This window comes from Microscilla marina ATCC 23134 (assembly GCF_000169175.1).
Taxonomy (GTDB): Bacteria; Bacteroidota; Bacteroidia; order Cytophagales; family Microscillaceae; genus Microscilla; species Microscilla marina.
Genome location: NZ_AAWS01000080.1, coordinates 1 through 25,910 on the forward strand (window position 1 = coordinate 1; position 25,910 = coordinate 25,910).

At 42.2% G+C, this 25,910-nt stretch carries 25 protein-coding genes and 1 pseudogene; 12 read left to right on the forward strand and 14 right to left on the reverse strand.

The features are described from left to right. Together M23134_RS35480 and M23134_RS35485 are read left to right on the forward strand one after the other, a co-directional pair. A partial coding sequence (locus M23134_RS35480) for a DUF3078 domain-containing protein (RefSeq protein ID WP_045114988.1) occupies positions 1-712 on the forward strand: 712 nt, incomplete at its 5' end. Between the two features lie 111 nt (positions 713-823). Beyond that, the gene (locus M23134_RS35485; RefSeq protein ID WP_002705388.1) at positions 824-1,660 is read left to right on the forward strand and encodes a mechanosensitive ion channel family protein; all 837 of its coding nucleotides are present in this window, start codon (positions 824-826) and stop codon (positions 1,658-1,660) included. Positions 1,661-2,245: 585 nt separating this feature from the next. Here the strand turns inward: M23134_RS35485 and M23134_RS35490 are convergent. Then, positions 2,246-2,638, reverse strand: coding sequence for a winged helix-turn-helix transcriptional regulator (locus M23134_RS35490; protein ID WP_002705390.1), 393 nt, complete (start codon positions 2,636-2,638; stop codon positions 2,246-2,248). A gap of 148 nt (positions 2,639-2,786) precedes the next feature. Here M23134_RS35490 and M23134_RS35495 point away from each other — a divergent pair, with 148 nt between their 5' ends. Beyond that, positions 2,787-3,626 carry an SDR family oxidoreductase gene (locus tag M23134_RS35495; RefSeq protein WP_045114989.1) on the forward strand — a complete coding sequence of 280 codons (840 nt, stop codon included), beginning with the start codon at positions 2,787-2,789 and terminating at the stop codon, positions 3,624-3,626. 1,462 nt (positions 3,627-5,088) lie between these two features. On the opposite strand, the gene M23134_RS35505 is transcribed toward M23134_RS35495, so the two are convergent. The 4 genes from M23134_RS35505 to M23134_RS35520 are packed head-to-tail and all read right to left on the reverse strand — an operon-like array spanning position 5,089 to position 9,440. Then, on the reverse strand, positions 5,089-5,778 hold the full coding sequence (locus M23134_RS35505; RefSeq protein ID WP_002705397.1) for an ABC transporter ATP-binding protein: 690 nt from the start codon (positions 5,776-5,778) through the stop codon (positions 5,089-5,091). A gap of 5 nt (positions 5,779-5,783) precedes the next feature. Further along, the gene (locus tag M23134_RS35510; protein WP_002705398.1) at positions 5,784-7,028 is read right to left on the reverse strand and encodes an ABC transporter permease; all 1,245 of its coding nucleotides are present in this window, start codon (positions 7,026-7,028) and stop codon (positions 5,784-5,786) included. A gap of 8 nt (positions 7,029-7,036) precedes the next feature. Next, positions 7,037-8,152: an efflux RND transporter periplasmic adaptor subunit gene (locus M23134_RS35515; RefSeq protein ID WP_002705399.1), complete on the reverse strand. Its 1,116-nt coding sequence runs from the start codon at positions 8,150-8,152 to the stop codon at positions 7,037-7,039. Then, complete coding sequence (locus M23134_RS35520) at positions 8,127-9,440, reverse strand: TolC family protein (RefSeq protein WP_198145138.1); 1,314 nt, start codon at positions 9,438-9,440, stop codon at positions 8,127-8,129. The genes M23134_RS35515 and M23134_RS35520 overlap by 26 nt, the downstream gene beginning before the upstream one ends. 436 nt (positions 9,441-9,876) lie before the next feature. Between M23134_RS35520 and M23134_RS35525 the strand changes: the two genes are divergently transcribed. Continuing rightward, on the forward strand, positions 9,877-10,665 hold the full coding sequence (locus tag M23134_RS35525) for a DUF3050 domain-containing protein (protein WP_002705401.1): 789 nt from the start codon (positions 9,877-9,879) through the stop codon (positions 10,663-10,665). Positions 10,666-10,725: 60 nt separating this feature from the next. Here the strand turns inward: M23134_RS35525 and M23134_RS35530 are convergent, their stop codons facing one another. After that, positions 10,726-11,334 (reverse strand): TIGR04282 family arsenosugar biosynthesis glycosyltransferase, encoded by a 609-nt coding sequence (locus tag M23134_RS35530; protein WP_002705402.1) that lies wholly within the window; start codon positions 11,332-11,334, stop codon positions 10,726-10,728. A gap of 12 nt (positions 11,335-11,346) precedes the next feature. Next, positions 11,347-12,231: a GNAT family N-acetyltransferase gene (locus M23134_RS35535; RefSeq protein WP_045114991.1), complete on the reverse strand. Its 885-nt coding sequence runs from the start codon at positions 12,229-12,231 to the stop codon at positions 11,347-11,349. Positions 12,232-12,388: 157 nt separating this feature from the next. On the opposite strand from M23134_RS35535, the gene M23134_RS41610 reads away from it, so the two are divergent. Continuing rightward, positions 12,389-13,444 (forward strand): DUF5685 family protein, encoded by a 1,056-nt coding sequence (locus M23134_RS41610; protein WP_002705404.1) that lies wholly within the window; start codon positions 12,389-12,391, stop codon positions 13,442-13,444. Between the two features lie 100 nt (positions 13,445-13,544). Here M23134_RS41610 and M23134_RS35545 read toward each other — a convergent pair whose 3' ends face one another. After that, the gene (locus M23134_RS35545; protein ID WP_002705406.1) at positions 13,545-14,036 is read right to left on the reverse strand and encodes a GNAT family N-acetyltransferase; all 492 of its coding nucleotides are present in this window, start codon (positions 14,034-14,036) and stop codon (positions 13,545-13,547) included. Positions 14,037-14,422: 386 nt separating this feature from the next. Between M23134_RS35545 and M23134_RS35550 the strand changes: the two genes are divergently transcribed. Further along, the gene (locus M23134_RS35550) at positions 14,423-14,605 is read left to right on the forward strand and encodes a hypothetical protein (RefSeq protein WP_002705408.1); all 183 of its coding nucleotides are present in this window, start codon (positions 14,423-14,425) and stop codon (positions 14,603-14,605) included. Positions 14,606-15,109: 504 nt separating this feature from the next. Next, complete coding sequence (locus M23134_RS35555) at positions 15,110-16,021, forward strand: pseudouridine-5'-phosphate glycosidase (protein WP_002705410.1); 912 nt, start codon at positions 15,110-15,112, stop codon at positions 16,019-16,021. Positions 16,022-16,110: 89 nt separating this feature from the next. Here M23134_RS35555 and M23134_RS35560 read toward each other — a convergent pair whose 3' ends face one another. The 3 genes from M23134_RS35560 to M23134_RS35570 form a co-directional block, all read right to left on the reverse strand. Next, positions 16,111-16,653 carry a pyridoxamine 5'-phosphate oxidase family protein gene (locus M23134_RS35560; protein ID WP_002705412.1) on the reverse strand — a complete coding sequence of 181 codons (543 nt, stop codon included), beginning with the start codon at positions 16,651-16,653 and terminating at the stop codon, positions 16,111-16,113. Positions 16,654-16,824: 171 nt separating this feature from the next. Continuing rightward, positions 16,825-17,928, reverse strand: coding sequence for a DNA glycosylase AlkZ-like family protein (locus M23134_RS35565; RefSeq protein WP_002705414.1), 1,104 nt, complete (start codon positions 17,926-17,928; stop codon positions 16,825-16,827). 30 nt (positions 17,929-17,958) lie between these two features. Beyond that, a complete protein-coding gene (locus M23134_RS35570; RefSeq protein ID WP_002705416.1) occupies positions 17,959-18,882 on the reverse strand; it encodes a glutaminase in 924 nt (307 codons plus the stop codon). Positions 18,883-19,273: 391 nt separating this feature from the next. On the opposite strand from M23134_RS35570, the gene M23134_RS35575 reads away from it, so the two are divergent. Continuing rightward, positions 19,274-20,332, forward strand: a complete 1,059-nt coding sequence (locus tag M23134_RS35575) for an alkaline phosphatase D family protein (RefSeq protein WP_002705418.1) — start codon at positions 19,274-19,276, stop codon at positions 20,330-20,332. Between the two features lie 51 nt (positions 20,333-20,383). On the opposite strand, the gene M23134_RS35580 is transcribed toward M23134_RS35575, so the two are convergent. Both M23134_RS35580 and fabV read right to left on the reverse strand, forming a co-directional pair. Further along, complete coding sequence (locus M23134_RS35580) at positions 20,384-20,875, reverse strand: YehS family protein (protein WP_002705420.1); 492 nt, start codon at positions 20,873-20,875, stop codon at positions 20,384-20,386. A gap of 94 nt (positions 20,876-20,969) precedes the next feature. Further along, a complete protein-coding gene (fabV, locus tag M23134_RS35585) occupies positions 20,970-22,175 on the reverse strand; it encodes an enoyl-ACP reductase FabV (RefSeq protein ID WP_002705422.1) in 1,206 nt (401 codons plus the stop codon). Positions 22,176-22,479: 304 nt separating this feature from the next. Between fabV and M23134_RS35590 the strand changes: the two genes are divergently transcribed. Both M23134_RS35590 and M23134_RS35595 read left to right on the forward strand, forming a co-directional pair. Next, complete coding sequence (locus tag M23134_RS35590; protein WP_002705426.1) at positions 22,480-23,121, forward strand: class I SAM-dependent DNA methyltransferase; 642 nt, start codon at positions 22,480-22,482, stop codon at positions 23,119-23,121. An 81-nt stretch (positions 23,122-23,202) separates the two neighbouring features. After that, a complete protein-coding gene (locus tag M23134_RS35595) occupies positions 23,203-23,619 on the forward strand; it encodes a hypothetical protein (RefSeq protein WP_045114992.1) in 417 nt (138 codons plus the stop codon). 91 nt (positions 23,620-23,710) lie between these two features. Here the strand turns inward: M23134_RS35595 and M23134_RS35600 are convergent, their stop codons facing one another. Continuing rightward, on the reverse strand, positions 23,711-24,655 hold the full coding sequence (locus tag M23134_RS35600; protein WP_002705430.1) for a hypothetical protein: 945 nt from the start codon (positions 24,653-24,655) through the stop codon (positions 23,711-23,713). A 337-nt stretch (positions 24,656-24,992) separates the two neighbouring features. Here M23134_RS35600 and rpmH point away from each other — a divergent pair. Both rpmH and M23134_RS35615 read left to right on the forward strand, forming a co-directional pair. Continuing rightward, positions 24,993-25,145 (forward strand): annotated as a pseudogene (gene rpmH / locus M23134_RS35610) (50S ribosomal protein L34); the annotation flags it as partial. 221 nt (positions 25,146-25,366) lie between these two features. Further along, positions 25,367-25,735, forward strand: coding sequence for a ribonuclease P protein component (locus tag M23134_RS35615; RefSeq protein WP_002705434.1), 369 nt, complete (start codon positions 25,367-25,369; stop codon positions 25,733-25,735). Positions 25,736-25,910 lie beyond the last annotated feature (175 nt).

Genomic DNA, 25,910 nt, shown 5'->3' on the forward strand with positions numbered 1-25,910 from the left:
AAACTTTAATGCCAAGCGCGAAACCAAGCGAAGCATTTGGGACAACAACTTTCATGTAGATTATGGGATAGCCAGGGTAGGAGACGGCGATCGTTTGTTTAAGAAAACCAAAGATCAACTCTCCATGATGAGCAAGTATGGGTACAAACTTACCGAGAGTTGGAACATTTCGACAGCGATCAATTTTTCTACCCAAATTCAGCCGGGGTACACCTACAAAGTAGACTCCCTGGGCAAAGAATCTATCGATCAGAGAATTTCTGATTTTTTCTCACCTGCCTATATACTCCCCACTATAGGTATTGGTTACCAAAACAAAATACTTTCGGCGGTACTATCACCCGTGGCCAATAAGATCACCATTGTATTAGACGACTCTTTGTCTAGTGTAGGGGCGTTTGGAGTAGAGCCTGGCAAAAACATAAGAAATGAGCTAGGGATAGACTTTACCGGAAAACTTACCCTGGAGCTGATGGAGAATATCACTTTTGACACCTTCATTAACCTGTTTGCCAACTATAAAACTACCCAGTTTATAGATGTTAACTGGACCACCAACCTGATATTTAAGGTAAACAAATTCTTTAGCGCCAGTTTTGGTACCCACTTAATTTATGACAATGACATATTGATTGAGCAAGCCGATGGGCGCAACATTCAGGCGGTTCAATTCAAGCATGTACTAGACATAGGGCTGATGGTTAAATTTTAGCCAAACAACCTTGGCTACTAACAACAAAGCATTGACTGAAAACGATTGCTTGGTTTATTTTTTTACCTTTACTCACAATCAAATTAAACACTTATTATTTTTTAAAGAAACATGGAAAAATATCTTAATCAGTTTTATTCAATGTCCGTAGAATATGCCCCAAAAATTCTGCTGGCAATTGCTACATTAATTATTGGTCTTCAGGTGGTCAAGTTTGCCGCCAAACTCTTTAAAGCCAGTCTGAAGAAACAAGAGATGGATGAAACCGTCAAAACTTTTTTGACACGCCTGGTAAAATTTGCCTTAAAAGCGGCCTTATTTATTAGTGTAGCCACCATTGTAGGAGTCAAAACTTCCTCTTTTATAGCAATGTTGGGTGCCGCAGGACTTGCCATAGGTTTGGCATTACAAGGGAGCTTGTCCAACTTTGCCGGAGGGGTGGTTATCCTGGTTGTTCGCCCTTTCAGTGTAGGAGATTTCATTACTGCCCAAGGGAATTCTGGTACAGTCAAAGAAATCCGTCTCTTTTGTACTATTTTGAAAACTCCCGATAACAAGACAATTTATATACCCAATGGTGGGTTGGCAAACGCCAGCATTGTCAACGTATCTATAGAGCCTCAGCGTAGAGTTGACCTCACGTTTGGCATTGGATACGACGACGACGTGAGCAAAGCCAAGAGCGTGTTGATGAAATTGATCGAAGAAGATGAGCGCATCCTGACCGATCGCAAGCCATTTTTGGCAGTGTCTGAACTTGCCGACAGCTCAGTAAACTTCGTAATGCGGGTATGGGTAAAAAAAGCCGACTATTGGGGGGTACACTTTGATATGAAAGAGAAAGTAAAAATAACCTTCGACAAAGAAGGCATCAGCATTCCTTACCCTCATCAAGAGGTGTATATGCACCAGGTAAACGACCAGACACAAACTGACGAATCAGCATAGCTTTTGTATTGTGTTGCTCAATTGCTGGGCAATGCAATGATAAGTTCTGACCAATGATTTACTTATTCCCCCATCATCGCTTTTTTAGTATGATGGGGGATTTTTTCTGTCTAAGCAGGCCTTCGGGCAGCTGATTGTTTAGTTTTTGAATTTTGGAATAATGCCTTACATACTAACGAAGAAAATATATCCAAAAAATACCGTCCTCGCTTCAGATCGTGTTTTTATGGGTTGATTAAGATACCATCAAAATCCCAAAATACAAGAGGTGAAGGTACTGCCCAGGAAGCGAGGGTACTTCCTGATGGGAGAATAATCTAAGCTTAAACTGGATTTACTTCACATTTGGTTAGGTATGCAGTCCGTTATGCTAAGAAACGTTAATGCCTGCCAAAATCTGTCACAGGCTTGGTTTTGAAAAAAAATTAGAGGGCAAAAGCTTATTGTTTTGGCGTAGCATGTCAGGGAAACCGTCACGGGTTTGACTAATCAAAAAACATAAGAAGTATAGCTTGCCAAGGTTGCAAGCAGTACCCATCAATGGAAAAAAAGTATAAGTCATTCACCAAAGCACCTGGGTGAGGCTTACTCTACTTGCTCGTCTGGTGCAGTGTCGGTTTTGTCGCCATGCTCCAGCCCCCACTTTTCAATGGCGGCAAATACAGGCTTAAGAGTTTTGCCAAAGTCAGTCAGGCTATACTCTACTTTGGGAGGCACCACCGGAAACACCTCTCTGTGTATAATTCCATCATCTTCCATTTCTCTCAGGTAACGGGTAAGCATGCGCTTGCTTATGCCCTCCAGGGCATGGTGCATTTCACCAAATCGATTAACACCCAGCGAAATCACGCGGTATACTGCAGGTTTCCATTTACCTCCTATCGCATTGAGCGTGACAGATAAAGGACAGATCTGATAAGTACTGTATAAACCCTGTAGTTCAGTGTACTTCTCGTTAAGGGACCATTTTTTTTTCATTTTTTTTCATTTTTAATAATTTGAAAATCAACAATAGTAACATTTATGTCACTATGGGATGCAAATGTAACTACTTTCAAATACAGATAATAGTGCCTTCCTTTGTAACACAAAAGTAATTTAAATCATCATAATTTTTTAACTGAACATGAACATGAAAGAGTTGACCATTATTGGCGCTACCGGAAAATTGGCCATACCTGTAATAAACGAATTATTAGAAAAAGGAGTTGCCATCAAAGCAGTAGTAAGAGACGTAATCGGCGCCAGAGAAAAACTCCCCCCAGCTGTAGACATTGTTTTTGGAGACTTAGAAAACGTAGCAAGTTTAGAAGCAGCCTTGCAAGGTACCGAATATTTGTACTTGAACCTGGGAGCCCCCGTACCAGGTGAAAAATTTGTAGCAGAACTGCACGGTGTGCAAAACATACTAAAAGCTGCCAAAGGTAAGCTTAAACAAATTATTAAAATTGCCGACTTAGGTACGTTGCACCCTGAGTTTCACCCCTCAAAAACCAGGCACCCAGGCAGTGTGCTTAGGCAACAAGGACATAGCCTTATCAAAGCAGCGGGCATTCCATTGACTACCTTCAATGCTACCTGGTTTATCAACGCCATTCCTTGGTTTGTGCAGGGTGAGTCATTGATTATATTTGGCAAACACAAGGCGCCTATGTACTGGACCAACACAGTAGACCTGGCAACCTATGTTTTTAAGGCTATAGGCAACAAAGACGCTTTTGACAAAGATTTTGCCTTACAGGGAAAAGAGCCCATAGCATACACTGAAGCTGCCCAAAAATATGTCTCAGCCAAAAACTTACCTGTACAGGTAGTAGAGTCTCCCATTCCAGAAGTTGAGCTAGGTTTCTTAGGAGATGTATTGCGTTACTCCGAAAGCTTTGAAGAAAAGTTTCAGGCTCAAGAGTTATACGAAGTATTGGGCGAGCCTGCTCTGTCTTTTACCGAAGCAGTAGAGGCAGTGTAAAAGATAATAAAGTGAGATGGAGTTGTTTTATTAATGTGATGGTTATCCCGCTCTTCTCTTGGGTGGGGTACCAACACTTAAAGCATTCAGGCTCAGCATTTAGGTTGCCCCGTTTTTTACCAAAGCAGTAGGGGCATTGTGAAAGATAATAAAACGATAGAGAGTTGTTTTATTAATGTGATGGTTATCCTGCTCTTCTCTTGGGTGGGATACCAACACTTAAAGCATTCAGGTTCAGAATTTAGGTTGCCCTGTTTTTTACCGAAGCAGTAGAGGCAGGGTGAAAATAGAGAGTTGTTTTATTGATGTGATAGTTATCCTGCTCTTCTCTTGGGTGGGATACCAACACTTAAAGCATTCAGGCTCAGAATTTAGGTTGCCCTGTTTTTTACCGAAGCAGTAGAGGCATTGTGAAAATAGAGAGTTGTTTTATTAATGTGATGGTTATCCTGCTCTTCTCTTGAGTGGGATACCAACACTTAAAGCATTCAGGTTCAGAATTTAGGTTGCCCTGTTTTTTACCGAAGCAGTAGAGGCAGGGTGAAAATAGAGAGTTGTTTTATTGATGTGATAGTTATCCTGCTCTTCTCTTGAGTGGGATACCAACACTTAAAGCATTCAGGTTCAGAATTTAGGTTGCCCTGTTTTTTACCGAAGCAGTAGAGGCAGGGTGAAAATAGAGAGTTGTTTTATTGATGTGATAGTTATCCTGCTCTTCTCTTGGGTGGGATACCAACACTTAAAGCATTCAGGTTCAGAATTTAGGTTGCCCTGTTTTTTACCGAAGCAGTAGAGGCATTGTGAAAATAGAGAGTTGTTTTATTAATGTGATGGTTATCCCGCTCTTCTCTTGGGTGGGATACCAACACTTAAAGCATTCAGGCTCAGAATTTAGGTTGCCCCGTTTTTGCCAAAGCAGTAGGGGCATTGTGAAAGATAATAAAACGATCGAGAGTTGTTTTATTAATGTGATGGTTATCCCGCTCTTCTCTTGGGTGGGATACCAACACTTAAAGCATTCAGGCTCAGAATTTAGGTTGCCCCGTTTTTGCCAAAGCAGTAGGGGCATTGTGAAAATAGAGAGTTGTTTTATTAATGTGATGGTTATCCTGCTCTTCTCTTGGGTGGGATACCAACACTTAAAGCATTCAGGTTCAGAATTTAGGTTGCCCTGTTTTTTACCGAAGCAGTAGAGGCAGGGTGAAAGATAATAAAACGATCGAGAGTTGTTTTATTAATGTGATGGTTATCCCGCTCTTCTCTTGGGTGGGATGCTAGCACTTAAAGCATTCAGGCTCAGCGTTTAACCTGCCCTGTTTTTTATCTAAGTAGTAGAAGCAGGGTGAAAGATAATAAAGTGAGATAGAGTTGTTTTATTGATGTGATGGTTATCCCGCTCTTGGGTGGGATACCAACACTTTTAAGGACTTGCCCCTTGGGGCTAACAGTTCACAACCACTCACTATAACAACCGCCCATCCGACAACTCAATAATGCGATCACAGTTGGCCGCAAAATCATCGTCGTGGGTAACCGCAATAATTGTTTGCCCGTGTTCGCGCGCCAGTTGCCTGAAAATATCAAATACAATTTTAGTGTTTTTAGAGTCCAGATTGCCCGTAGGCTCATCGCCCATAATCACCGCCGGATCATTGATGAGCGCCCTGGCTATAGCCACCCTTTGTTGTTGCCCACCCGATAACTGACTGGCGGGTTTGGTAGCTTGCTCTGCGATCCCTAATATCTCCAGGTTTTCCAGCGCCTTTTTTTTAATCTCCGCTTTGGTTTTTTTGCCCAGCTTGAGCGCAGGCAGCATCACATTGTCTATAGCCGTAAATTCGGGCAAGAGGTAATGAAACTGAAACACAAAACCGATGTGTTCGTTGCGAAAGGCTGCCAGTTCGTTTTGGCTTTTCCCAGTCAGGGTTTGCCCATTAATGGCAAGCTTTCCCTCGTAGCTGGTATCCATCGTAGAGAGCACATACAGCAAGGTAGACTTGCCCGACCCCGACTTGCCAATCAAAGATAAAAACTCCCCCTTTTGCACATCGAAAGATATTTCTTTGAGTACCTGAAAAGTACGGGGCTGATAAAAGTATTTGCTAATTGCCTGGGTCGAAAGCGCCAGGTGGTTTGTTGTTGAACTTTTCATGTGGTTTATCCTCTGATAATTTCTACCGGATCTATATTTGCCGCTTTTCTTGCCGGAAGGTAACCCGCAATAAAAGTAGTACACAAGCCAAAAACCGATGCCATGATATAGTCTTCGACCTGGTAAGCAATGGGCAGGGTTTCGAGGGTTGCTATTTGAAAAGGGATTTGGTTGACAATGCGCGAAATAACATTGCCCAGCGCCATACCCACAACGCCACCCAGCATACCTATGATCACCGATTGCGTCAGAAAAATCTCTATAATGTCTCTACCGTTAAACCCCATCGCCTTCAGAATAGCAATTTCTCTGATCTTTTCATTTACGGTCATATTCATAATATTATAAATACCAAACCCCGCCACCAGCAAAATGGTAAAAGACACTGCTACCGCTAAAATATTTCTTAGGCTGTTGGCGGCATCCAGTTGCCCGTTGGCCTCTTGCCAGGGCTCTACCTTAAAGTCTACCAAAGGACTCAGTTTGTCTGCCACCCTTCTTGCCTGGTCAAAGTCTCCAATATTTACCTGTATGTCGGTTACATAGCCCGCATTTTTTGACAACAATTGCCTTGCTGCGCCAATTTTGATAAAAGCCTTGGCATTGTCTACATTTGCCAGCGTAGTTTCAATAATGCCAATGATCTCATAACTACGTGTAATGCCACTTGCAGTAGCCACCATTACCTTATCGTGCAGTTTTACACTTAGCTTTTTTGCCAAGCCCTTGCCTAATACAATACCGTCAGCACGGTAGCCCAAGTTGTTCCATTGGCCCTTTGCCATATATTGCGAAGGCTTAAAAAGTGCCTCCTCGCTCAACACCTCCACTCCCGACAACAGTCCGTTTACCTGACTTGCCCCATTCCTAAAAAACACATTGATGTTTACCTGTGGGGTATAGGTTTTTATGTCGGGTAGAGCAGCCAAAGTATGCAACACCTTGGCAGAGTTTCTGATTCCTTCGCGGTATTGAATCACCCGTGCATTGCGAATATTGACTGCGGTAGGTTGGTCAAAACTACCCGCCAGCAAATTACTCTTGTCTTCAGGCAAGTCATTGTATACCCTTATGTGCGCCAAAGTGCTAAAGGCCAGTTCGGTTTGGGTACCATTGACCCCATTCATAAAACTGTTTAGAAAAATATACATCGATATGCCAAACGTCACGCTCAAAATCGCCACCATCGTTTGTTTGACCCGCGATGTGAGGTGAGCAAAAACAATTTTTAAGTTCGTTTTTCGAATCATAGTCTGCCCTATTTACTTTCTACAATGCGGGAGTGCTCATCAATGCCTTTTGTTATCTCCACCCAGCCATTGTTTCGTATGCCCACCTGTACCTTTACTTCTTTTTTGGTGTCAGCCAATATTACCCGGTCGCCTTTTTGCAAAAAAGCCGCAGGAATCGTCAACCCATGTTGTTTTTTGTTTACCACAATGTTTGCCTGAAGCTGAGTACCTGCCAACAACACCGTCGGTTTGCTCAAAAAAACTGCTTCTACCAAAAAAGATTGTTCCTTGTCGTCAAATGCAGGGTATACCTTGGTTACCTTGGCGTCAAACACCTCGTTTTTATGCGTGTTCAACGATATTTTAGCCATTTGCCCCACCTTTACCCGGCCAATGTCTTCTTCTGCCACATACAGTTTAATTACCTCGCGGCCGCTGCCTATCTTGGCGAGGTGTTGTCCTCGCCTTACCAATTCGCCTTCTTTCTTAAGCAGCTTAAGCAATACCCCCCCAGTAGTAGCTTTCAGGTAATAATCGTTGTGGTTTTCACGCTGAATTTTTAACTGGCTTTGGGCGTTTTCTAACTGTAGTTGAAGCGAACTTTTGAGGTTATCGAGCGATTTTTCCAACAAAGCCACATTATTTTTAGCGGCGTCGTATTTAAGCTTTACCTGGTCATACTCCAGCTGCGACACCGCGTTGGTTTCTACCAATTGTGTGTAGCGTTCCAGATTTTTAGCGTCCAGCTTGAGCTGAGCTTTTGCTTGAGCTATTTGTATTTGCAGTTGCATCAATTGCGGCGACGAAGGTTGTAGCTTTTCTTTGGCGTCGCGGTAGTTTACCAAGGCATTGTCCAGCCTTGCCGATTGCACGTCGTTCGACAATTGGAACAAAGGCATATTGGCGGTTACTTTATCGCCCTCCTGGGCAAAAGACTTGACAATGTAACCCTCGGTATTGGCGGCTACCAAATACTCATGGTCTTTGGCAATGTGCCCGCTGGCAAACACTGCATCTACAATGTTGGTGCGCCTGGGCGAGGTTACATTGGGTTGTTTACAGCCCGCCAACAGGCAGCAAAATACAAGCGTCCAATGGGTCAATTGCTTGAAAGGGTTATTTTCGGGATAAGATCGTTGCATAATTGCTGTAACATTTAGAGAGTACATTCAAATAAGCCGATTCAGCCTGCAGGTATTCATCAAAAACCTGAAAATACTGAGGCAAATCAATCAACCCCTGGCGGTATTGTTGCCGGGCAAGGGTGACATTGCTTTGGGTAAGTTTAAAAGTGCTGTGGGCAGTCTTTGCCAAAGTTCGATGGTGTTGGTAGTTGGTCAATAGCCACTGATCTTTATTGGCGGTTTTTTGCTGCTCCCGCTGCCATACCTCCTGGGCACTTTCGTGCGATATTTTGGCTATTTTGAGCTGCTTCAGCCGCGACAGTCCCGTAAACACTGGTACCGACAAATTAAGCCCTACATAGCTGTAGTTGCTCCAGGCGTTGTTGTCAAACGATACCTGATCGGTATTGCTAAATTGTTGTTTGCCAAAGTAACTATAGAAGGAGAGTCGGGGGGTAAAGCTTGCTTTGTGTAGCTTTACATTCATGGCGGTTTGCTTGCGCTTGAGGGCGTATACCCGCAAAGCCTTGTCAGCCTGAAGCGCAGGCAAAGCCGGAGGCATAGGGATGGCTTTCCCTTGAATATTCAATAAGGCATCAGTGCTTAGCCCAAGCAATGGCTTGAGCTGATAAAGGCACTGATCAAACAATCGCTGGTTATTTTGTTTGTTTTGTCTGGTGTTGTTGGCGTGTATTTTTGCCCGGTTAACCGTCAATTGATTGACTAGCCCCTGGGCAAATTTTTGCCGGATCAACAAGAGCGTACTATCGGCAAGTTTTACATCCTGGGCATAAATGGTTGCTGCTTTTTGAGTAATCAAAATCGTGTAGTAATACAAGGCTACCTGTTCAGTCAAGTGTTGTTTGAATGCCCCTGCTTCACCCTCGCTAATTTCAACCTGGATCTTTGCCACCCTCGATTTTACTATAGCCTGCCAATCCAAAAAGTTTTTCTGGATAGATATGCCCGCATTGTAGTTGTATTGCTGGCCAAACTGTGCTTGTATGGTTTGCCCTGGTTGCCCAAATATTTCGCCCGGTACAGGGGTCACAGGTAAGTGGATGTTTTTTTGGGCTCCAACGCTCCCTGTAATGGTAGGCAGTATAAAACTCCTCGACAATTTGTGCTCCATGGCAGCTTGTTGCCGCTTGAGCCGATAAATACGCAGGTCGGGGCTTTGCTCTAGGGCAAGTTGTATGGTTTGACTTGCCGAACGAAGTACTATAGGTGGGTTGGGTTGGGCAAATCCTAATGTTTGCCCAAATACCGCCCAACCGAAAAAAAGCATACTTGCGAGTAATTTCATGGTGTATGGTGATAGTTTTACCCAGGTTTGGGGCATAGAGAGAATACCTTATAGTTAACAAAAGCTTGTTTAACTGATTAAGCCAGGCACCAACAAAACTTTGCTGGCACCTGACAGAGCGTAACCAAAAACGCTCATAACCACTAAACTGCTAATCAAAAGCACTTGCTTCATAATGAACTTTTGATGTCAATATTGGGTGCAAGAACCGAATTTGGTAGGCGCAAAAAAACTCTGAAGTACCTGAATTGAACAAATTGGGAGGTGAACTGAACAAGCAAAGGAGTGGGAGAGTGCCAAGGCAACCTGGCAGGGCAATATTGTGCTCCAGCAAAAAAACTTACATAAGCCATGCGATAAAACAAAAAAGTATCACATTTTATTATTGATACTGTACATTTGTATAATTTATCGAAGCTAAAGAATAAAACACAAAATGAAAGGTATAGAGTTAATTGAAAAAGAAACAAGTGATTTGAGAAAACAACTGGTTGAACATCAACTATATACTCAGCTTGCTACGATCAAAGACATTCAAGTATTTATGCAACACCATGTATTTGCCGTGTGGGACTTTATGTCATTGCTTAAGGCACTTCAGCTTCAGCTTACCTGTTTGCATACCCCCTGGGTGCCCGCCCAAAATGCTACATTGGCGAGGTTTATCAACGAAATAGTATGGGGCGAAGAAAGTGACGTAAATGAAGCGGGTGAACCCAAAAGCCATTTTGAAATGTACCTTGATGCCATGGAGCAAGTGGGAGCCAACACCTCCCTTATCAAAGGGTTTGTAAACCTGATCAAAAATAACTATTCGGTAGAGTTGGCACTCGCCCAACTCGAAGTGCCTACATCGGTCAAAGAGTTTGTGCAGTTTACCTTTGAAGTGATCTCTACCAATCAACCCCACCTGGTGGCGGCTGTGTTTACATTTGGGCGGGAAGAATTGATTCCTGATATGTTTGTAGAAATAGTAAACCAGTCTGAGCACAACGACACCCACGGTAACGTCTACAACAAACTACTGTACTACCTCAATCGGCATATCGAGCTCGACGGCGATGAACACGGCCCTCTTTCGTTGCAAATGGTTAACCAACTTTGTGGCAATGATCACGATAAATGGAACGAAGCCTCTCATATTGCCCAGGAAGCTCTGCGCAAGCGTATCAAACTTTGGGACGGGGTAGTAGCAGCCATGGCGTCTGAAGAAGTGCTTTTGTAGGGTACTTTGCCCAATAGTTGGCGGGTTTTAACCATTGAGCTCTCCAACCACAACACTTCTCTAAAAGTCCACCACGTTTGGGGGCAAAGTTTGCAAATCAGCGGCTGTATCTATGTCCGATAATTGAGGCAACGTATATATGGTGGCTTGCATATTTTCGAAGTCTTGCCGGGTTTGGGCAAGTACTGTAGGGGTGCTCCAGGTTTTGTTTTGAAACACCTCCGCATGCAGTTGGTTCATACCCAACAGATAATACCCCCCGTCTTTTGCCGGACCTATGGCTACATCGTGGGTGGTGAGCGCAACAAAAGCCTCTGTAATAATTTCTGAGGTAATTTGGGCACAGTCGCTGCCAATGATGACTATGTGTTGGTAGCCCTGCGCAAACCCTTGCCGAAAGGCATTGCCCATACGTATGCCTAAGTCATCACCTTGTTGGACAAACTTTTGGTAATCGTGGTGGTGCCACTCATCATTAGAGGCTACAAAATCGGCATAAAAAACGGCTTTATCTGCGTCAAGGCATTGGGTTACTTTGCGGGTGTGTTGTAGCAAGTATTGGTATACCTCCAGGGCTTTGGTTTCGCCAACACTTTGGGCAAGGCGGGTTTTTACCTTGCCTTTGATAGGATTTTTAGTAAAAATGAGTAGTAGGTTTTTGTGCGGCATATCAGTGCAGTTTCAAAACTGTTTTTCGTTAAGATCGAGCGCCATCTCGTACTGTTTGGCCACCAACTCAAACCCTGCCTTTTTCAAAAATTTATTGGTGGACTCGTCCGATTCATCTACATTGGTATAGTGGATTTTGTCCAGTTCCTGGGCAGTTTGTGTCACCAGGTGTTGTAGCAAAGTATGAGCTATGTTTTCTTTGCGTTGAAGTGGTACTACTACCAGTTGCATTATTTGCTGAAAAGCGGGGTAAAAAGCAATATAGCCCACTAGCTCGTTGTCCAGAAAACCGCCCAATATTACCTTCTTGTCAGGAATACGCTGCACTGCTGCGGTAGAGTTTTCCCAAGAGGGTTGCCAGGCAAACCAGGCACGACAAGTTTTGATGTCCTCTACACTTATCTCTTTTATTTCGAGCGCAGTGTGAGTAGCAGTGAGCGATTGGTACTTGTTATGTGCCAGCGTGTAGCAATTAAAGTTACGCTGAATCTTAAACCCCGATTTTTGGTAAGCTTTTACTCCAGCTTCGTTGCTTTGCAACACTTCAAGCCATAAGTTTTGGATACCTACTTTTTTGAGTTTAGGCGTGATAAAGTCAATCATCTCTCCTGCAATGCCTTGGTTGCGATAACGTTCTATAATGCCAGTGGCGGCATTAAATGCTGAGGGTACCCCTTGCCATACATCGGTTGAAACCATAGTAAAACCAACCAATTGGTTAAACTCCCAAACCCCTACCGAAGCCCTGTATTGCACATGATTTTTAATCCAGCGATTATACAGCATATCTTCGTCCATGTAGTCCATATCTACTCCATAGTCGCCAAATGCATCCTGAAATGTTTGAAATAACAAAGGGTAGTCTTCTTCCTTCAAAAAACTTAATTGATAATCCATAATATTTTTTATCTTTAGCGTAAGCTCAACAATACAAAAATAGTTTTTTGTATAAAACAAACCTATGAGCACTTATAACCAAGTGACTTGTGTTGTGAGTATAAGTCACCAAACCCAATCAAAAACAAAGGCGTATGCCTAATCATTACACTACATTATGTTAGGACACCTAAAACCTACTACCTGTGGTTTGCCTTCAGTATCACAGAGAGCATACAAGAACTATTATTGTTCCATTTGTGCAAGTTTAAGAAAACAAAACAATGTTTCTTATACTTTTTTTATCAACAATGAACTTACCCTGGTTTTGCTGGCTTTGCAGCCTTACATTCAGGCGCCACTGCCTACCAGAGACAAACCCCTGCAAACCCGTTGTCCGGCAACAGGGTTTACCAAAAAGAACCCGGTTACATTGCATCCGGCAGTAGATATGGCAGCTCAACTGTCGGTATTGTTGGGTTGGCTCAAGGTAACCGACTGGGCGTATGATCAGCCAAACTTTTTTAAAGGTTTGTTGCGTAGGCATCTGCATAAAAAAACGTCCCCTTTGTTAGACCACCTCTCTCTTGACTTTCAGCAAACTATTCAACATTACTTAAAGCTGACCCAAACCCACAGCCCCCACTTTGAGCAACTATGCCAACAGTCGGGTGAGCTTTCCCGTCAGATTACCCTTGCCATAGGAGCACACGCCAGCATAGCACCCCATCAACTGGAACGCATTGCTCAATTGTTTTACCACAGTGGTATTTTAATTTTACTTACCGATCACTTGTTAGATCTTGCCAAAGATATTGCAAAAAATCAATACAACCCTATTATTTCATCAGTCAAGCATCAACAAATTGGTTGGGATGAGGCTTACTATACCCTTCGCCAACAGTTTAACCGGGAAAAGCTCAAAGTAAGAGATTTAATAACCCAGTTATTGAGCGAACAAGTCATTCATTCAAATTTTTCTGAGGCACTCAATGCTTCTTTGCGGAGAATGGAACTCCAGGTGAAAAATGCTAAACCGGACTTTATCGGCAATCAATTTTTATTTGAAGGGGAGGAGGTGATCGTTGTAAAAAATGACTGTGATTGTGACTGCGATGGTTGTGACTGTCACTGTTGCAATTGCAGTGGTTGCAACTGCTGTGATTCAGATTGCTGCAACTTAGACTGTTGCGAGTGTGATGGTTGTGAGTGTAGAAAGAAAAAACCTAAATAGGTTTGAGCAGGTAAACATAAGCGAGCAAACATAGTGGCCGATGAACGAATAATTTTTCTGTATTATCCTATATCAGCTACTATGTTTTGCTTTTTCAACCTTATATAAACAAGTCTTTTTGCCAAATCTGTACGTCTACCCATTGGTCGAGCTTGCAGGCAATTCTACGCATAACTCCTACATACTTAAAGCCAAATAGTTGGTGTAGCTTAATGCTGGGGGTGTTACCTGCAACAATACGCGATACAAGCGATTTGTATTCCAACGTTTCGGCCTTTTCTATTAAGTTTCTGAGCAGCTCTTTGCCCAAGCCTTGACGGTGCACGTTTCTTGCCACAAAAATAGCTACTTCAGCTGTTTTACTATAGCCCCCATGGGTAGTCCATTGGCTCAACGAAGCCCAGGCAATGGTTTCTCCTTTGACCTCTTTTACCAATATAGGCAGTTCGTTTTTGGGGTGGTTTTCGTACCACAGCAAGCGTTCTTCCTGAGTAACCGGGCGAGTATCTACATTATAAATAGAATGGGCTACCTCATAATTATAAATCTCATTGATTGCGCCTAAATCTTCTTTCTTAGCTAATCTGATCATGGTATAAATGAGTCTTTTTTACTAAATTTTAATGAAACGTTCATCAAAGGAATTTTTTTCTTCTGAAAGATAAAATAAAATTCTTTGAATATGTATAAGTCTACCTTGAATATGTGCAATATATATTGCTCAATGCTCCTCATTTCCTAACAAAAAGCGGTGACCACACTCCAATATCAAATAAATTGGTTATGAAGAAACTACCACATGACCTGTTTGATAAAGTGTTTGGTAAAAGGTGTCGTAAAAATATTAAAAGACTTAAAACAATAATATTGGAAGAGAATAGTATATGTAAGAAAAAATACAAGAAACGTTTTAACTACCGAACATTGTACTATACTTTTGTTGATATATATTATTACTTACATTAACCCAAAATCATAATGAGAACAAAGGCTATATTATCGTTAGATAAGCTTGCCAAGGGCAATCACTTATCTGCTGATCAACTATCTACTGTTAAAGGTGGCCGTAAAGTAATGTCTACTACTGTAAACCTTCAAGGTGACAATGGTAACGTATTACCAGGCGGAAAGCCAGTAGGTGGTAATCCTTTTGGGATGTAATTACACACACACTCAAACTATTAAATCGGTGTAGTTTATTCTACACCGATTTTTTTTTGCCCCTATTTTTCTCTCCCTTCTGTATTCTCTCCTTTATTGCCGTTCTTTTACAGAATTAATATTCTTTTATTGCTCATTTTTTTTTTGAAGTTGTAAGTTTTTTAACTGTTTTTAAAGAAAAACTAACCCCTTTGGGTATAAAAGACGCTATTCTTGATGTTATTTTAGGTTATTTATTTGCTTGATAAAGGTTTTTTTTGTAAAGATTTCAAGAAAAATTACCTGGTAAGGGTTTTCTTCGAATAATTATTTTTAGTGGGCTGCTCTGCCAAGGTCTCCCGCTTTTGAGGATAAACTTAAAGTAGGCAAGGTGAAAAATAGTAAGGGAGCACAGGTAAAAAATTAGAGTACTAGTACTCAAAGATGGTTATTTTTGACTAAAAAAGTAACTTGCTTTTTGTTTTACTAAGCTATTTTTAAATTTTTTGTTTATATAATACTCCCATGGAAGAACACCTTTTGATTCACCCTGAAGTGGCAGAAGCCCTGGAAACCAAACAACCTGTAGTGGCGCTTGAGTCTACCATTATAGCCCACGGGCTACCCTATCCAGAAAATAAGCAAACTGCCTGGCAGCTCGAAAAAGTTATCAGAGAAGCAGGTGCAGTGCCCGCAACAATTGCCATCATTGATGGGAAAGTAAAAATAGGATTAGATACCGACGATCTGGAGCTGATTGCTTCAGAGAAAGTGAATGTAATCAAAGTGAGTCGCCGGGACTTGCCCCTGGTGATTGCCCGTAAACAGCATGGAGCCACTACGGTGGCGGCTACTATGTTGGCTGCCTCTTGGGTAGGCATTCGGGTTTTTGTCACCGGGGGTATTGGTGGTGTACACCGCAATGGAGAAAATACCTTGGATATATCGGCAGATTTGACCGAATTGGCGAAAACCAATGTAGCTGTGGTATGTGCCGGGGCTAAATCTATACTTGACCTGGGGCTCACCCTTGAGTATCTCGAAACCCAAGGAGTACCTGTAGTGGGGTTTCAAACTGCCGAGTTTCCTGCTTTTTATAGTGCCAAAAGCAGTTACAGAATAGATCGTGTAGAAAATGTAGAACTGTTGGCCAAAGCACTAAAAACCAAGTGGGATTTAGGGCTTGAGGGAGGTATGATCATTGCCAATCCTATTCCTCCAAAGTATGAAATTGATCACCAACAGCTCGAAGAAGTAACCAAAGATGCTTTGCAAGATGCTGCCCGGCAAAATATTAGAGGCAAGGCAGTTACTCCATTTTTGTTAAGTAGGATCAAAGAGCTCACTCAAGGCGAAAGCCTGGAGGCAAACCAGCAGTTGGTTTACCATAATGCCCGTTTGGGGGCAGAGCTTGCGGTAGAGTTGGCAAGTATTTGATGTGCTATATTTATCAAAAAAGTAGGTTTTTAAACAAAACCTGCTTTTTTTGATAAAATTATTACACTTAAAGTTTAATATATTGAACTTTATGTTTTCATTCCGGTAGGCTTTCCATCTATGGTTTGCATGTTTTTCTTTTCCCAGTACTCGTTGATTCCATCTGGCCCTTTTTTTTCTGCCCATTGAGGCAGTAAGGTGCGTTGTTGGTCATATTGGTACAAAGGTACCCCAAACCCACAAGAAGTTTGCACCCTTTGAATAGCAACTTCAAAAATTTGCCTTGCACCCATAGGATTTCCAAATATTTTTATATAATTATTCCACTTTTCATCTCCCTTATACAATGCCTTGGCTGTGCCATACAACCTCAAGATGAGCGGGTTGCCTTCAAAGGCACAAAACATAATCGTCATTCGGTTGTTTTCTAGCAAATGTGCTGCTGTTTCGTTGCCGCTTCCGGTCAGATTGAGCCATACTACCTTTTGGGTATCAACCACCTTAAACGAGTCCATGCCTTTGGGCGATAGGTTTACCGAAGTATCGTCTCCGGCGGTAGCGACAAAAAACATTTTTTGTTGGGCAATAAAATCCATGTGAGCTTCCTGGATTTGTTCAAACATTTTTCCCATAATAATAAGTTGATTTATACGCTACCCTACTATTTTTTCGCCTCGGTTTGTGTTTTCACAACCGAGTTTACGAGTCCTTAGATGCCGATGAATATCGGTGCTCAGCAAAGCTAAATCGCCCCATCACAGAGCCTGGGAACAGTGCAAAAAAAGCTGGGTAGAGTAGTTGGTTTATGTAATGGTTATTTTATTTGCTTCCATCAAGGCACCAATTTCATTGAGTTGTGCGTGTACCGCTTGAGTGACCTGGGCGGTTGGCTTGTCAAAAAATTGGGACTCAAATTGTACTTGGGTACCTTTAAACTTGTGTTTCCATATACCCTTCACTTCACCATTGACCAATAGTGTTCCCAAGGCATTGCCTCCGGTAGCGCCCAGCTTACCATATACTTTAGCCAAGTGCTCGTCGGCTACCAGGCGTGCCCTGCCGTCAGGTGCATAGCCCATCAAGTAGCTGTCCCACTGTGGCAGTACTGCCACGGTGTTTTGGGCAAATAGTGTTGGCTCAAAATGCTCAAAAGTTTGAGCGTCTTCAGCAAGTATCAGGTAGTCGTTGGGCAACTGTATTGCGTCTAAAGTCTTGATTGCTGTTTGCGCTTGTCCTGCGTTGATGCCTGCCCACCATTGAAAATCTTTGACCCTGGCTGGGGCAAACGCGCTGAAGTATGCTTTGGCGAGCCATTGTAGTCCTGCTGTCTGAGTCAGTCGGGTCAGGTGATCCTCCGACCAGTTCATCCAGTGGGTGGTGGCTACATACGCAATAATGTTTGAGCGCAGGCTTTGGCTGCCAATACGTAGCAAATCGCCCTCGTATGACAAACGATTGAGCACAAATTTAAGTTGGTCGGCATCAAATGTGATTTGAGATTTTAGCTTTTTAGCAGTTTGTGGAGCAGTAGTGAGCTTGAGTATCTCTAGTTTCCACTGTTGGTAGTCAGCATCGGCAAGCCCTCGTTGGGCGTAGCGTTTTGCCCAGGCGTTGCTGCTTTTGGCGGGCAAGGTGGCCGCTATTAGATAAGGAGCAGTAGCAGCAGGCATTTGGTGGTTCGACAAACGCATGGCAGGCAAACGAACTGCTAACTGATGTTGGTCGAGGTTGATAAACTCTTGCTTGTCAAAATGCGCTACCCTTGCCCAAAGCGATAAAGGACCCGATGGGTGAGCGCTGTATACCGCCACCACCTTGTGGAGGGCTTCTATAAGACTGCGATCGGGGCGTAACAGCCCCTGACGCTGGTAAGACCATTGGCTGAGCTTTTGGGTAAACTTGTCCATAGTGAATAATATTAAGAGAGTAGTCAAAAATCAAAAAATAGATAGTCCCGTTTTGGTAGTCAACATTTCAAGGGCTTTCATTCCTTTGGCAGAGTTACCTTTGGCGTTAAGCGGGGGGCTCCATACTGCCACACTGTAGCTGCCCGGATGTACTGCCACTATGCCACCACCCACGCCACTTTTGCCGGGCAATCCCACCCTAAACGAAAACTCGCCGGCTTCGTCATAAAAACCACAGGTTTGCATCAAAGCATTGATGCGTTTAGACTGTGATTTTGTGAGTATTACCTCTTTCCCCGGCAGGGTAATGCCTTGATTGGTCAAAAACAAAAAAGTTTGGGCAAGTTCTCGGCAAGTCATCATAAGCGAACAAGTATAGTAATAAAAACTAAGTACATCGTCTACTTTGTTTTTAATATTGCCAAACGATTTCATCAGGTTAATTACTGCCCGGTTTCTGTAGCCAGTCTTTTGCTCAGACGCTGCCACAGTATCGTTATAGTGTATATTGGCATTGTGGGCAAGGGTACGTATAAATTCAATAAATTCGGCCTTGGGGTCGTCGCAATGGCTTACCAGTATATCGGCAATGACCAATGCTCCTGCATTGATAAAAGGGTTACGGGGAATACCTCGTTCGTATTCTATTTGCACCAACGAATTGAACGGATTGCCAGAAGGCTCTACTTGTACCCGGCTCCAGATTACCTCATTGGTATAGTTGATTTTGGCAATGGCAAACACCAACGAGAGCACTTTGACAATACTTTGAATAGAAAACTTCTCTTCACTATCACCTACGCCATATTGCCCTCCTTCCAAAGAGCACAAATGCATGCCAAACTTATGTGGGTCTACCTTGGCCAATTCGGGAATATAAGAGGCTACCTCTCCTCCAAAAGCTTGTCCTTTGGTGGTTTGTTGAATCTCGTCTAAAATTGTTTGATAATTCATGGTCAGCGTAATTAAAACAAGCAGGCAAAGTAACTTTCTTTTGGCAATCTTTCTACCTCTTAGCCATGAGTTTTTTTTATTATGGCGGAGTGTTTTAATTCATAAGGCTCAAAACTACATCTGCTATCACTTGCTTAGGGCGTTGTAAGCCTGGCATTCATTTGGGTGAATTAACTACGTTGAGCTCGCGAAAAGCTCGGTTGTGGTTTCTGGCAAATCGTGAAAATGGCGGATAGTTGTAGTCACCTCATTTTTTTGCGAGGAAATCAGTGGGCAGAAAGGCTATAATAAGGATTTGGTTCGCGATAACTTCATAATTAATTTACTGATCTGCTTAAGGTTTATGGCTGCTTGTGTCTACTTTTGTTGCTCACAAAAGATGGTAGTTTAAATGAAAAAGATACAAAGATTAATTGTACTGCTAACAATCACTCTGGGAGCATTGACTCAGGCTTGCGCCCAAAAAGAAGCGTTAAAAACGCCTGCATCAAACCAGTCTTCTTCCAACCAACAAAAAGCTGATCTGGTCATTGCTTTTGGCTCTTGCAACAAGCAATATATGGCACAACCGCTTTGGAAAGACATTGCCCAAAATAATCCTGCATTGTGGGTATGGTTGGGCGACAATATTTATGGCGATACCCAAAATATGGAATTGATGAAGTCGAAGTACGACCAACAGTTGCGCAACCAAGGGTATAAAAAGCTGATTGAGCAGGTAAAAGTAATAGGCATCTGGGACGACCACGACTATGGAATAAATGATGGGGGAGAGGAGTTTCCAAAGAAAAAAGAAAGCCAACAGTTGATGCTGGATTTTTTGAAATACCCCGCCAACTCACCAATACGCCAACAAGAGGGAGTATATAATAGCTATACAATGACCAAAGGCGGGCATACTGTAAAAGTGATTTTGCTCGACACCCGTTACTTTCGTGGCACCCTCAAACGAGTAAATGGAGTATATCAGGTAAACACTACTGGCACTATGCTAGGCAAAACCCAATGGCAATGGCTTGAAAACGAATTGAATAACAGTTTGGCAGATGTAAATATCATTGGCAGTAGTATTCAGTTTATACCTGATGAGCATCGTTTTGAGAAATGGGCAAATTTTCCGAAAGAACGCCAGCGTTTTTTTGATCTGGTAGCCAAAACTAAAGTAAAAAATGTGGTGCTCATTAGTGGTGATCGCCACATTGCCGAAGTGTCTAAATATGAAGCCAGCAACCTCAGTTATCCTTTATACGAAATCACTTCTAGTGGGCTTACCCACACCTGGAGACGGAAGGCAACCGAAAAAAACAGGTACCGCGAAGGTGAATTGATGATTGCACTGAACTTTGGTGTATTTGAGTTTTATTTTGGTGAGTCACCCAAGGTAGTGGGGCATATCAAAGGACGACAAAATAAGGTATTGCAAACGGTCACGATTCCTCTAAGAAAATAGTGATGGACAGGAGAGGGGCATTAAGGCTCCCTCCTGTGTTTTATAGTCTGCTCACGAAGCTTCTTCTGTTTTGCTTTCGTTCGGTTCGGGGCGGTACTTTAGTTGCATGCCTTTTAGCAGGTTACGCAATACCTGATCTTTGCATACCCGATACTGTCTTTGTTCGGGTTTGCGAAAAAACGCGCTCAACTCATGTTTACTTAGTTTGAACCCTGCCAACTCTAACATTTCCAACAGGTCTTCACTTTTGAGTTCAAGAGCTATTTTTAGCTTGCGCAAAATCAGGTTATTGGTCAGCCGCTTCTCTGGTTTAGGTTGTTCTCCTTCTTTCTTCCCTCGCTTGTCGTTGATCAAACCATTGAGAAAAGTAGCCAATAGCTTGTCGTTGAGCATAGCATAGTCAGGATCTTCCTCTTTTTTTAGCCAGTTGCTTACTTCAGCCCTGGTTACCTCAAGGTCGGCTTGTCCAAAAATACGAATCATTTTGTCATCGCTAAAATCGAAAATATAGCGAATACGTTGCAATACGTTATTGTTATCCATAAAGTTCTTATTTTATGCAGGTTTTAGGGCACTTGCTGCTGGATATTAGTATTGGGGTTTAGCAAAGCCAAACCCCTAAAAAAAGCTTCGTGACCTAGTTTGAAGGTATCACTGATTGCAAGCCAGGAATCTCTACTACTTCGTTCAGGTCTTCTTCGTAATTTACACCCTCTATTCTAAACCCAAACAAGTTAAAAAAATCATCGGCATAACCTTTCAGGTCGCCCAACGCTGGCAAAGTTTCGGTGGTAACCTTTGTCCATAATTCGGCTACTTGAGCCTGCACATCTTCACGCATTTCCCAGTCGTCAACCCTGATACGTCCTTGCGCATCTGTGGCAGTTTTGTTGTTATACAGGCGGTCTTTAAACAAACGGTGCATTTGTTCTATGCAGCCTTCGTGAATGTTTTCGGCTTTCATAATTTTGTACAATAAAGAGATATACAAAGGAATGACCGGAATAGCCGAACTTGCCTGAGTTACCAAAGCTTTATTAACCGATACATACGCTTTGCCATCAATGGCTTTGAGTTTGTCGGCAATGGTAAAAGCAGTGGCTTCGAGGTGATCTTTGGCGCGCCCTATAGTCCCTTTGCGGTATACCGGCTCGGTAAGCTTAGGTCCAATATAAGAGTAAGCTACAGCAGTAGCGCCAGAGGCAAGGAGGTTTTCTTTTTGCAAGGCGTCCATCCACATTTCCCAGTCTTCGCCACCCATTACTGCCACGGTGTTGGCTATGTCGTCTTCGTTGGCAGGTTCAATGGCTACCTCAGATACCACTCCTGTGTGAAAATCGACTGTTTTATCGGCAAAGCTTTGTCCAATGGGCTTAAGTGAAGATCGGTGCTTTACTCCGGTTTCGGGGTGGGTACGCACCGGAGAAGCCAAGCTGTACACTACCAGGTCTACCTGCCCGAGGTCGGCTTTGATCAGGTCTAGGGTTTGTTGTTTAATTTCTTTCGAAAAAGCATCTCCATTGATACTTTTGGCATATAGTCCGGCAGCCTGGGCTTGTTTTTCAAAGGCAGCACTATTATACCATCCGGCAGAAGCCGTTTTACCTCTGTTGGCGGGCTTTTCTAAAAATACCCCAATGGTTGCAGCATTCGAGCCAAAGGCGGCAGTAATTCTTGAGGCAAGTCCAAACCCGGTAGAGGCACCTATCACCAATACTTTTTTAGGCCCTTCTATGGTACCTTTTGATTGAATATAGTTAATTTGGTTGATTACGTTTTGTTCACATCCTTTGGGATGAGCCGTTAAGCAGATAAATCCGCGAGTTCGAGGTTCTATAACCATTGTATAACTTCTTTATTGTATTAATTTGAACAAAGACATTCGCTTGCAATATTAGACATCTTTTGCGGTCTTTTCAATTGTTTGGCACGAATGCCTCAAAACAGCTTGGTAAATGATGCGTGTTTTGAGGGGACTTTTTTTAGAGAGACTCGATTAAATAAGACGATATGGTCAGAGGTTTGCAAAACGATCACAGTTGCTTTGGGTGAGCTTACTAACTTTCTCAGGCAGTACCAAACTGAGCCACAGCCCCCCTCTTGACTGATTTGGAATATATACATTCAATAATAAAAACAACAAAACAATGGAACAACAAAACAATGAAATAAAAGATGCTTACAACGATTGGGCTGCCCAATATGACACGAATCACAACCATACCCGTGATATGGAAGGAATAGCAATGCGTTGTACGCTCAAAGATATTACTTTTAACAATTGCCTGGAGCTGGGCTGTGGCACGGGCAAAAATACGGCCTGGTTGCTTACCCAAGCCCAACACCTGACAGCAGTAGACTTGTCGGAGAGAATGCTGGAGAAAGCCCGGGAAAAGGTCCAAAGTGAGAAGGTAAATTTTGTACAGGCAGACATTACCCAAGGCTGGAGTTTTGTAAAAAGACCCTGTGACTTGATCACTTTTAGCCTACTGTTGGAGCACATTGAAGATATTTCAGCCATTTTTTCTAAAGCGGTACACGTACTAAAACCCGGAGGGTATATTTATATAGGTGAGTTGCATTCTATTAAACAGTATATGGGGAGCAAAGCCCGTTACGAAACGCCTGAGGGCACTAAAGAGTTGATTTGTTTCACTCACCATACCTCCGATTTTTTTAAGTTGGCAAAGCTACATCAGTTAGATATTGTAGAATTTGAAGAACACTTTGACAATGACGATCGCAAAAATATTCCCAGAATTTTAACTTTTTTGTTACAAAAAAAATAAGCACTTCGTTAATCTGCCTCACTATGTAAGCCGTTAAAACTTATTTCAGGTTCAATAATTTATCAAAAAAAGGAAGTAAATATGCAAGTATGCTATCAAAACGAGTATGCATTGATGGAGTTCGACGAGAATTCGTCGATTCTTATGCTTACTTGGAACAAATTTGTAAAAGGAGATGGGTTTAAGAATACTCTCATGAAATTTTATGATTTGACGGTAGAAAAAAAAGTCCAAAGTTGGTGTTTCGACAGCCGCAAACAAAGAATGATTGCCCCAGATGATCAACAATGGACTATAGACGAAATGGTGAGAAGAGGGTATGCTGGTAACGTTATAAAAACGGCTGTTATAATGCCCGAAAGTTTGTTTATGGAACTCACCGTTGATAAAATATCTACTGGAGTGTTAGAGCAAAGAGACGAGACTTCGTCTAATATGCGGCAGTTTCAAGACCGAGACCCTGCCTTGGCTTGGTTGCGTTCTGATGCTACAACATAAAGGCTGTATGAGAACAATAAAGGTGGGTGGTTGTCTGGAACAGCCACCTTTTTTTACTTAAGTTAGGTGCATTATTGCTTATGGCTAAAGCCTATCCTACAATAATGGCCTCTGGTCTATGAATGCGGTGTAATAAAATATCGTCGCGTTGCAAAGTTTTGCGCAACAACTGTTGAATATTGTCATAAAAGTCAAGCTTGATTCGAATATTGCGAGGGTTGTACAAGGGTTTTAAGATTTTTTTTGCCCACTCTATCTCCCAGGTATAGGCAAGAATACGGGCTTGTAGGTCGGGAGTAGTCCAATGATAAATGCGTTTAATAAACTTTTTGTCTACTGGAAACTCGTTATTTTGTTTGTCTGAGTCTATCAGGTCAAACAACAGCTCAGGTTCCAGCTTTACCACATTGCCTTGCAAGTCAGTGATATAATTGATCCCAAACACATCTTTGACCCACTTTTTCATCGATTCGCGCAGCAGTATTACCTGAGCCGACCGAGGGTTAAGCTCCCCGATGCTTTCCCTCTTTGAAGATTTTTCGCGCAGGTGCAGCTCGTGGGTAGTGTGTACTTCGCGGGCGTCGAGCACCGATTTCTTGCCTTGCCCAAAAAACTTATTGGCACGCTCTACCACCACATTGTAGGCAAACTCAAAAAAAAGCGTAAACTCGTAAAGCAATTCCTGTAGTTGTTCCTGGCTTTGGTTTTGTTCTTTGGCAGGGAGTGTTGTATAATTCTCGTCCATTTGTGCTTTGAGTTGGTGTATGATATTTATTAAAGCGCACAATTCATATTTGATCCAGGTTTTTAGTTCTTTACGTTCTAGTTTACCCTGAAAAATATACTCAGTAATTTCATAGTCGTTGTAATGCTTGGCAAGGGGAAACCAATCTTGGTAAATGCCCTGAATTTCGGTATACAATTGGTTGAAATAAGACCTAAAGAAAAACTGCCATTTTTTGTCGTTGTCATTTAGGTAGGCGTGCTCTACAAACCGATTGATTTGTCTTATGTGGTTTACCCTTAAATTTTCCATGGTGTTCAATTCTAGCACTTTACAATGTGGGTTTAGTTTACAATACTCAGTTCAATTATTCAATTAATCTTAATTTTTTACCTTTGGGGTAAGTTAATGAGTTGAAAATGCTTTATGGCAAAAAACAAAAGTCAAAAAAATAGTTTTTTCAAAAAAACGTCAGGCATTTCGAGTCAAATATCTTTGTTTTTTGCGTTTTCCATAGATTTTGTTCTTTCTTTTTTAAAGAAAACCTACAAAGAGCAAATTTTTAGAGGCAAAATTAAGGCTAAGTTTGCTGTTCAAAAAATAACCAACTATATTTGCAACCCTTAAATTAAGAACGTAGTTTAGAAAAATGAAAAGAACATTCCAACCTTCAAATAGAAGAAGAAGAAACAAGCACGGTTTTAGATCGCGCATGGAAGACGTGAATGGACAGAAGACATTATCACGTCGCAGAGCTAAAGGTAGAAAGAAGTTGAGCGTATCTTCTGAGGGACGCCATAAAGGTGAGCGTCGTATTTCTCATAACGACAGCGTAATTCTATTAAAAGGAGGTAAGAGAGTGGTTAAGAAGACTAAACGTTAATCTTTCTTAGTCCATGTACTTTTATCTTATTTTCTAAGGAGTTAAATTATCTAACTGTTCATTACAAGCCACACTCTTCTCCTTTGGTTTGTTGTCAAACACTCAGATGGTTTAACTTCTTTTTTTATGACCCACCCACCATGAAATTTGGATTCCCCGTAACTGAGCGCCTTAAAAGTAAAAAAATTATTCAGTCTCTTTTTCCCAAAGGCAAAGACGCCTTTGTGTATCCAATCAAGGTCAAGTATATTTTACACCCCACCCCTTCAAACACTCCTCCCCAAGTACTTTTTACTGTACCCAAACGCACCTTCAAACGAGCCGTAGACCGTAATGCCATCAAGCGTTTGCTCAAAGAAGCCTACCGCCTCAACAAACACTTGCTGCACGATGAAGCAGGAAGTTATAAAATTGCGTATATAGCATTTGTGTACATTGCCAAAGAAAAGTTGCCTTTTGATACGATAGAACGAAAAACAATCTCAGTCTTTGAACGTTTGAAAGGATAGATTTTGTTAAAGAGATCATTGGGCTTTGAGTAATGCCTCTTTAGTGATGGTTTTTTGTTACTTTATAAATGGTTGACTGACGGCAGCGTTATGTAAGTTACTGAATTTACGCAGATCTACTTATTTTGATGGTTATATGGCTTTATTGCTCAATGGTTGGGCTCCGAATGCGCAA

Bases quoted from the DNA above. Each gene is read 5' to 3' on its own strand.
- M23134_RS35485 (WP_002705388.1), top strand. From the start codon at position 824: ATGGAAAAATATCTTAATCAGTTTTATTCAATGTCCGTAGAATATGCC.
- M23134_RS35490 (WP_002705390.1), bottom strand. From the start codon at position 2,638: ATGAAAAAAAAATGGTCCCTTAACGAGAAGTACACTGAACTACAGGGT.
- M23134_RS35495 (WP_045114989.1), top strand. From the start codon at position 2,787: ATGAACATGAAAGAGTTGACCATTATTGGCGCTACCGGAAAATTGGCC.
- M23134_RS35505 (WP_002705397.1), bottom strand. From the start codon at position 5,778: ATGAAAAGTTCAACAACAAACCACCTGGCGCTTTCGACCCAGGCAATT.
- M23134_RS35510 (WP_002705398.1), bottom strand. From the start codon at position 7,028: ATGATTCGAAAAACGAACTTAAAAATTGTTTTTGCTCACCTCACATCG.
- M23134_RS35515 (WP_002705399.1), bottom strand. From the start codon at position 8,152: ATGCAACGATCTTATCCCGAAAATAACCCTTTCAAGCAATTGACCCAT.
- M23134_RS35520 (WP_198145138.1), bottom strand. From the start codon at position 9,440: ATGAAATTACTCGCAAGTATGCTTTTTTTCGGTTGGGCGGTATTTGGG.
- M23134_RS35525 (WP_002705401.1), top strand. From the start codon at position 9,877: ATGAAAGGTATAGAGTTAATTGAAAAAGAAACAAGTGATTTGAGAAAA.
- M23134_RS35530 (WP_002705402.1), bottom strand. From the start codon at position 11,334: ATGCCGCACAAAAACCTACTACTCATTTTTACTAAAAATCCTATCAAA.
- M23134_RS35535 (WP_045114991.1), bottom strand. From the start codon at position 12,231: ATGGATTATCAATTAAGTTTTTTGAAGGAAGAAGACTACCCTTTGTTA.
- M23134_RS41610 (WP_002705404.1), top strand. From the start codon at position 12,389: ATGTTAGGACACCTAAAACCTACTACCTGTGGTTTGCCTTCAGTATCA.
- M23134_RS35545 (WP_002705406.1), bottom strand. From the start codon at position 14,036: ATGATCAGATTAGCTAAGAAAGAAGATTTAGGCGCAATCAATGAGATT.
- M23134_RS35550 (WP_002705408.1), top strand. From the start codon at position 14,423: ATGAGAACAAAGGCTATATTATCGTTAGATAAGCTTGCCAAGGGCAAT.
- M23134_RS35555 (WP_002705410.1), top strand. From the start codon at position 15,110: ATGGAAGAACACCTTTTGATTCACCCTGAAGTGGCAGAAGCCCTGGAA.
- M23134_RS35560 (WP_002705412.1), bottom strand. From the start codon at position 16,653: ATGGGAAAAATGTTTGAACAAATCCAGGAAGCTCACATGGATTTTATT.
- M23134_RS35565 (WP_002705414.1), bottom strand. From the start codon at position 17,928: ATGGACAAGTTTACCCAAAAGCTCAGCCAATGGTCTTACCAGCGTCAG.
- M23134_RS35570 (WP_002705416.1), bottom strand. From the start codon at position 18,882: ATGAATTATCAAACAATTTTAGACGAGATTCAACAAACCACCAAAGGA.
- M23134_RS35575 (WP_002705418.1), top strand. From the start codon at position 19,274: ATGAAAAAGATACAAAGATTAATTGTACTGCTAACAATCACTCTGGGA.
- M23134_RS35580 (WP_002705420.1), bottom strand. From the start codon at position 20,875: ATGGATAACAATAACGTATTGCAACGTATTCGCTATATTTTCGATTTT.
- fabV (WP_002705422.1), bottom strand. From the start codon at position 22,175: ATGGTTATAGAACCTCGAACTCGCGGATTTATCTGCTTAACGGCTCAT.
- M23134_RS35590 (WP_002705426.1), top strand. From the start codon at position 22,480: ATGGAACAACAAAACAATGAAATAAAAGATGCTTACAACGATTGGGCT.
- M23134_RS35595 (WP_045114992.1), top strand. From the start codon at position 23,203: ATGCAAGTATGCTATCAAAACGAGTATGCATTGATGGAGTTCGACGAG.
- M23134_RS35600 (WP_002705430.1), bottom strand. From the start codon at position 24,655: ATGGAAAATTTAAGGGTAAACCACATAAGACAAATCAATCGGTTTGTA.
- M23134_RS35615 (WP_002705434.1), top strand. From the start codon at position 25,367: ATGAAATTTGGATTCCCCGTAACTGAGCGCCTTAAAAGTAAAAAAATT.